Annotated in this window: 5 protein-coding genes and 1 pseudogene; 5 read left to right on the top strand and 1 reads right to left on the bottom strand. The window is 46.7% G+C overall.

Translation table 11 applies throughout. From position 1 onward, the window contains the following. On the top strand, positions 1 to 1,160 hold a 1,160-nt coding region (locus Q0294_RS07280; RefSeq protein ID WP_299462602.1), incomplete at its 5' end, for a phage portal protein. 16 nt (positions 1,161 to 1,176) lie between these two features. Here the strand turns inward: Q0294_RS07280 and Q0294_RS07275 are convergent. Beyond that, positions 1,177 to 2,787: a sodium/solute symporter gene (locus Q0294_RS07275; protein ID WP_299462599.1), complete on the bottom strand. Its 1,611-nt coding sequence runs from the start codon at positions 2,785 to 2,787 to the stop codon at positions 1,177 to 1,179. A gap of 239 nt (positions 2,788 to 3,026) precedes the next feature. On the opposite strand from Q0294_RS07275, the gene Q0294_RS07270 reads away from it, so the two are divergent. The 4 genes and pseudogenes from Q0294_RS07270 to Q0294_RS07255 form a co-directional block, all read left to right on the top strand. Next, the gene (locus Q0294_RS07270) at positions 3,027 to 4,328 is read left to right on the top strand and encodes a PLP-dependent aminotransferase family protein (RefSeq protein WP_299462596.1); all 1,302 of its coding nucleotides are present in this window, start codon (positions 3,027 to 3,029) and stop codon (positions 4,326 to 4,328) included. 198 nt (positions 4,329 to 4,526) lie between these two features. After that, a pseudogene (locus Q0294_RS23395) lies at positions 4,527 to 4,871 on the top strand (YkgJ family cysteine cluster protein); the annotation flags it as partial. Between the two features lie 870 nt (positions 4,872 to 5,741). Then, positions 5,742 to 6,776: a hypothetical protein gene (locus Q0294_RS07260; RefSeq protein ID WP_299462590.1), complete on the top strand. Its 1,035-nt coding sequence runs from the start codon at positions 5,742 to 5,744 to the stop codon at positions 6,774 to 6,776. After that, on the top strand, positions 6,773 to 7,414 hold a 642-nt coding region (locus Q0294_RS07255), incomplete at its 3' end, for a hypothetical protein (protein WP_299462587.1). The genes Q0294_RS07260 and Q0294_RS07255, both read left to right, overlap by 4 nt.

The raw sequence follows: 7,414 nt of genomic DNA, 5'->3' as shown, positions 1-7,414 counted from the left end.
ATGGCAGTTCAATACCACTTTCAAATGACCATAGTTTGTGCAGGATCTTAAAGCATCCCAATCCGACTCAATCGGGAGCATCTTTCCGCTACGAGCGTGTTTTACAACTGCAGCTGACGGGGACAAGTATTGTCTGGAATGTGCCCAATAAATTTGGCAAAACGGTTCAGCGCTACGTTATTCCCACCACGATCGCAACACCTGTCGCTCCTACGGATGATTTGCCGGAAGGTGGGTATAAAATCCAGCCGACTTCGTTGCGCTATTATCATGAATCGTATGGCAGCGCGTTTACAGAGACTGGAGCTTTTCACCAGGTTGCCGGGAAAATTATTCCACTTGCGCAATTGCAAATCACGCGTTGGCCACATCCGGTTTACAAAGATGATGGCCAGTCTCCTGTGAGCGCTGGTGCCAAATGGATCGATTCGGCAAATCAGATTGATGCCGCTCGCTGGGCTCAGATGAATAATGGAGCCGACCCTTCGATTGTGGTGACATGTGGTAAAGAGATGAATCCGACGCGAGAGGAACTCGAAGCGGCGGCAGCGATGTTTGAGCAGAAATATGGAGGCACTGAAAATACGGGTAAGGCTATCTTTACCACAGGAGAACAAGTTGTCGCGCTGACAGCGACCCCCAGAGAGATGGCTTATAATGAGTCGTTTGTTCAATTAAGGGATGCGATTCTAGCTTTGCACGGTGTTCCAGGGATTGCCGCGGGCATTTCTGATGGTGGAAGTTACGCTGCCTTTTACGCGAGTTTAAAGCAATTCATTTCCCTGACAGTTCAGCCAATTCTGGATTTATTAGCCGAGGATGATACGGAGCATTTGGCGCCTCAGTTTGGGAAAAATTTGACAATTGAAATTGAAGCAACTCACATAGATGACCCTGATATACTGGAAAAACGTCTGGCGACAGATATCCGGGCGCAGATAATCAAAGTCGATGAGTTACGAGCCATTCGCGGCTTGCCTCCCTTAGGAGCCGCGCGAGGAGGGGATCAATTAGTCTCTCAGGAAATGAAACATCAGCCGCCCGCTCAGGAGTCGAAAAGCAATGATTCCAGTCCTCCGGTTTTACCTGCGGACAAAGCAGTTCTGAACACGACGAAGCTGCAATTCCAGAATCGGCTGACCAGACACTCAACTCGCTAACTGATCCATTTTGTTCTTATTTCTCAGATTTCGCGATTAGATAACTGACGAGACAGCCGCTGATGATATTCACTGTGACTGCTGCGATGGGGATCCACTGGAAACTGATGGGGTCTAAGTCATTTTCGGTGAAACCAGGCACAAAAATGGGGCCGGAAAACGCAATTAAAATGGCAGTAATTGTTCCAAGGATCGCACCGACTAAAACTCCTGCAGGTCTGGCAAAAGGGACAAACAGTGCGAAAAAGAATAAGCAAAAAATCGGGGTCGTCAACAGGTTCGCAGTTTTATTCGTCACCGCGGTAATGTTTCCAGGTATCTTTCCCATCACTGAACTAGATAGTACTACAACTGTGCCTATCCCAAATGCGAGTAATCGGGCGGCAAGAACATGTCCTCTTTCCGTTTTGGGTGTCCGTCCAAAACGATCGAGAAAGTCTGTCATGACTACAGCTGTGATCGAGTTCACTCCAGAGTCGATACTTGACATGGCAGCGGCAAACATGGCAGACACGACACAACCTGATATCCCAACAGGAAGATGGTACGCAATGTAATGCGGAAAAAATTTGTCAGCGTCTTTTTTGAGATCAATTCCTGCAGGAATTTGGTTGGGAAATTCCTTGAAATATCCTAATAGTGCAAAGCCGACCATTGCGAGAGTGAGTGATACAACAACAGAAACGATCAATTGAACGGCCAGTGATTTTCGTGCTGCTTTTGCATCCTTAGTTGACATAAATCGTTGTACAGAAACCTGGTCACCACATGAGGTGGCAACATACCAGATCAGGATCGACAGAAATGTACCAACGTAAGTAACCCTCGTTGATGGATCAAAACTAAAAAATGGTTGAGTGTCCCAGTTATTGTCCCACTCTGTTGGGAACCAGCTAAAGCCACCTAAGTGATAGGAGATCGTTGCGATTACCAGCAGCGCACCTCCAAATAACAGAATAGTCTGGATCAAATCCGTAATAACAACGGCACGCATTCCACCCAGAGAAGTATAAATGATGGCGACAGAGCCGGTACCCAATACAATATAGGGGATCCATTCTTCACCTACATTGAGCATGGTGGTAATCGCTTTAGCAGTCAAATAGACGAGTAAAGACATCCAGATCAAGCGCAGGACAACAAACATGATCGCGCCCAGCAGGCGAATGCCTAACCCCAGTTTTTCTTCGAGAAGCTCGTAGGCACTGGTCACGCGTTGCTTCATATAGACTGGCAACATCACAAACCCGACAATGATAAAGATAAATGGCATTGCCAGATCTTTAACCAGGTACACTGGCCCTCTACCAAGGATTTCTCCTGGTGTAGAGAGATAGGTGATTGTGCTGAGCAGCGTGGCGAATAAAGAGACCCCAATCAAAAAGGGGTTCATTTGGCCGTTTCCCACAAAGTATTCCGAAGTATCTTCCTGCCCTCTGCTAAAATACCAGCCCAAAAAAATCGTGGAGACAGCATAAAAGGCGATGATCACCCAATCGAAGGGATGTAACCCTGTATTCAACTGGAGAGGTTCTGGAGTAAGCGGTACTGAGGAATCCGCTGCTGACGCTGGAGTGATTAAGAGTAGAAAAATCAAAAGAGACAAATAAAATTGTACCGATTTCAAGATGCTGATTCCTACTTAATTTGCACAGATAGGGGGCAGATGCCAGTCTATGTTATTCTTTTTATGAGCAGAATTTATATCCAGTATGGTCACATTGGGTTATGATTTCAATTCTGTTGAATCAGAGTACGGTGTAAATAACGTAGATCTCTAACTATGCTTAATTGGGCACTGATCATAAAATGAATTTGTCACTACCGGTATCTATTCCATTTATGGGTTGAGAGATAATAAACACAATGTCTAATAACAACAAAGTCGTTTTCAGTAAAAAAAGGACATGGAGTCACGACTTACCAATTAGCTTTTTGATGCAGCAGGGCGTGGAAAATCCAGGTGTGCTTTCGTTAGCCGCTGGACTAGTTGATCAGAACAGCCTGCCTGTTGCAAGAACGAAAGAAGCTTTCGATCATCTCTTTTCCGATTCCAAGACCGCGAAAGAAGCTTTGCAGTATGGCACTACAGCGGGCGCATTATCATTAAGGTCGCTTTTACTTTCACATTTAACCAGGCTTGAGCAAAAGTCGGCTGACGAATTAGGAATTACGGTTGATAACATCGTAGTTACTACTGGCTCCCAGCAGTATCTATCATTGCTTGGCGAGGTGTTGTTTGACCCGGGTGATATCTGTCTGGTAGCAGCTCCTACATATTTTGTATTTCTCGGAGTTTTGCAGGGATTAGGCGCGCGAATTATTTCGGTCGAAACTGATGAATCTGGGATGCGCATGGATTCGCTGGAAGCAACCCTCGATATGCTGGAATCGCAGGGACAATTACCCAGAGTCAAAATGATTTACCTTGTGAGCGATTATGAGAACCCATCTGGAGTTTCACTTTCTCAGGATCGACGCAAGCAGGTTGTAGAAATAGCACGGAAATGGTCTGAACAGCAGCGGATTTTCATTTTAGAGGATCTGGCATATCGCGAACTTTGTTATGACGGGCCGGTTGTACCCAGTATTCGAAGTTTTGATCCGACAGGTGAGACTGTAATTTTGACACAGACATTTTCCAAAAGTTTTTCACCTGGTTTAAGAGTTGGTTTTGGTGTGGCTTCGGAAGAAGTCTGCGCTGCAATTCGAGATAAAAAAGGAAACGATGATTTTGGTTCTACAAATATGAGCCAACATATTCTGGCTGTCGTCTTACGCGAAAATTTATACTATGACCATGTCGAACATTTAAAGACAGTTTATCTTGAGAAACGGGACTGCATGTTGCAAGCTGCTGAAACTCATTTTTCGAATATGCCGGGAGTCCATTGGGTTCATCCGCACGGAGGCCTGTATGTGTGGATGACATTGCCCGAGTCCATTGAAACGGGCTTTAAGAGTCCATTATTTCAAAAAGCAATCCACGAAGACAAAGTGATGTATGTTCCTGGTGAATTGTGTTATGCCGTTGACCAGGGACTCAGTGGAAGTGAACAACCTTTAGTCCAGAAAAATCATATGCGTCTCACCTTTGGTGTACAAAATCTTGAGGGGATAGAAGAGGGAATACGGAGACTGTCGACGTCCGTTAAGTCATTTATGTGAAATAGCTTAAGTTCTATAAAGATGGGTGCGGCATACGGAGAGATTGCTAAATGAGGAATTGACTCAAGCGAATTTAACGGTTGTGACGATAACGCAAGCAGGGTTTTGTGATCAATGATGCGATTTCATTTCCGAAATCGGAATCTTTTATCTCATGAAACAAAAACGACAGGATTTTCTCTATAAGCAAGAAGATTAATGGGCATTTGTGATTCCTGCCATTCTGGATGTTGCCGATCATTTGCTGTTCCCATCTCTGGTGCAGACATTCATCGTTTTATGCATGATCAGAAATCATTTTGGGATTTTGCCTGTCGCTGGGAAGATTCCGAGGGTTTAATTTCACGTAATCTTGCTCCGCATTTCTTTTTTGCAGATGACCCCGTGGTTCCATTCGTGATTTGCTTAAAGCATGTGCCCAGTCTGTCATTCCCGGGAACAACCAAGTGTCGTTTTCTAACGGAGTGTTTACCAGATGAAGAACATCCCAAGGGTTTGGGACGTTGCAGTATTTATGGTAGCCGTCCGCATACCTGTCGAAGTTTCCCTGCCAAACTGAACGATTCCAATGAACTGGCAATTCTCTATGATATTCCCAGTAATGGACGAGATGGAGAACCGGCCTACGACTTATGCCCCCGCCAGTGGGAAGCATCGGATTTAGAACCGAATGATACGATCCAGAGCCTGGTAATCGCTCAATACGAAATGACATTTTTCAGTAAAATTGCAGCGATCTGGAATCAGAATCCGGGAGAGTGGAACCGTTTCCCGGAATTCGTTGACATCATCTATTCAAATCGAATCTCTTCAGGTCCTGAAAAGCACTCGAATCGGTATTCTGCAGAAATGGAAGAACAGAGTTTGCATTCTACGGAAGACTCTGAGCCATTCCGCAAAGCGGCCTGAGCGGTTAATTTGCTTTCAGGTAAGAGCCTTCATTGGCAGGCTCCCTAAGCTGTCTGGTTGAGTTCCAGTGAAAAGATTGGCTGTTTTTCCGTTAATTGCTGAACGGTTCGTCAATCCTTTCTGGCAGGTGATTTGCATTCTCAATTCAGAATCGGCGAATCAGCGTTAATCACTGCTTCTACAAATGCAAGATAGTCGCCGATCAGATTCACGCCTGATCCTGTCTTGCTTCCCGCCAGCAGATTGTAATTCCAGATTCATTCGTTTGAAATCAGAGTTACCTGTGAGTCGCGGTCATCTACTATTTCCCCCAGACAAGATCTGAATTGGAATTTGTGATCGGCCGAAATTTTCTATTGATTGCAGATTGAAAATAGTGAAAATCCCGAAGTTGTTCCAGCAATAAATCTCAAAATTTGTTTTCCAGGCATCTTGACCTGCAGGTGCCGAATCTTAAAACACTGCCTCATCGCAACCAATTGTTGTTTCTTTCAGAGGCAAATTGTGAATACAAAAAAAGCAGAAAACTCTTTGCAGGTCATCCTCAAAAGTCGGCAGAAAAATTTTGGTACTTTCTGCCGAATCGCCGGTAAGTCTTCAGATCTCTCTTTGGCTTGTCAAACCCAGCCGATGATCGATGAACGATTAATGTCCGCGCGTGCCATCATCAATACTCCGCGTGAGGATCGAGAAGGTGACATTATTGTTCCGCGGGGGGTGCATCTTGAAAATTTCCGCAAAAACCCCGTTGTACTTTGGGAACACGGTCTGGGAGAGATCACGCGTCCCATTGCCAAGTGTCAACATCCCGATGGCAACTTGGCATTGGAAGTTGAAGAGCATCAAATTTCCGCAACGTCTTACTTCACTGATAAATCATTGGAGTCATTGCAGATATTTCATCTCATTGTTGAAGGCCTGGTAAAGGATATTGCTCGACGTCACAGCGCAGGGGAACAGCTCGGCGAACGGGATATCCGAAGGCTGGATGAGACCGGACAGGGTCAGGACATCGTCCGTGACTATCGATCAAACCAGGGAATTGCTGCAGGGGGTGAATCTGTTTTAATGGCCCTGAGCAGCGGGTTCAGGGATGCCCGCGATAAAGAGATCGAGTCTACAAAAATAGCCGCGAGGGCAGAGATGGGGGAACGGGATCTTCAGCAAACACTCCCGGGAGAAGCACAGCGTCAGAACGAACTAAGGGCGAACAGCGAGGAAAAGAAAAGGGCGATGCTTGACGTCGAGCAATCACGGGATCGGCAGCTAAGGCAATTGAATGAATCTGAATACCAGGAAGAACAAACACCAATCTTTAATCGAATTCCAAACCCTTTTGTTCTTCCGGAGCGAGCGGCTCCGAGTCAGCAACGCCAGCCAGACCAGCGAGCTGCCGCAAATGCTGCCGACGCGGTAACACGATCCGGTATTGAGGTTGATCAGGCGCTTAAAATTGTGCTTGAAGCTGTCGCGGCCAATCAAAGCAGCATGGTTGCTACAATTGAAAGCAGTAAACTGATGGAGAAGTCTTACGCATGATCCTATCCTACGGCAACTACACACACGACGAGTACGAAGTCACCGTGAACATCACGATGCGCGGGCTGGAGAACCCAACTGGTTACGTGTATGGCGTGACAGAGACGTGGCAGATCACGGGCATTCTGCAAGCGGATTCGCTCGCAGCACTGCTGGTCAAACAGGCGGCACTGCAGGCAGCTTACCAGCTTCAGGATCAGAATGTACTGTGGACTTCCGGCAGCAGTAGTGTCGTTTACCAAATCCAGGCCGACCAGACATTGTACGGCGTGCGTGTCGTCAGCCCCCCCAGCTTCGCACAGGGGGCCGCACCAGGCGAACTGGTCAACCGCAGGCAATATCAGATCACGCTCGAAGCGGCGTACCTGTTCGATCTGGCAGCACTGGGAACACCAACCGCACCCTACACGCTGAATTACGAGCAATCGCTGTCATTTACCGGCAATGGTGGCCCTTCATTCGGGCATTTGCCGACGCTGACCGGGTTATACCAGAAGCAGATTCTGACCGAAACCAGCCTTGTTACCTGCCAGCAGACCGGCAGTAGAACAACTCTTAATGCGTACTCTGCACCAGACCCGCCGCTAGCAGTCTGTCCGGATATTCCCCTGACCCTGGTTTTCATTACCGAGATGTCG

Source organism: uncultured Gimesia sp. (genome assembly GCF_937919775.1).
Classification (GTDB): Bacteria; Planctomycetota; Planctomycetia; order Planctomycetales; family Planctomycetaceae; genus Gimesia.
This window is presented reverse-complemented; position numbering and strand designations above follow the sequence as displayed.

Coding starts and splice junctions, on each gene's coding strand:
- Q0294_RS07270 (WP_299462596.1), top strand. CDS start 3,027: ATGTCTAATAACAACAAAGTCGTTTTCAGTAAAAAAAGGACATGGAGT.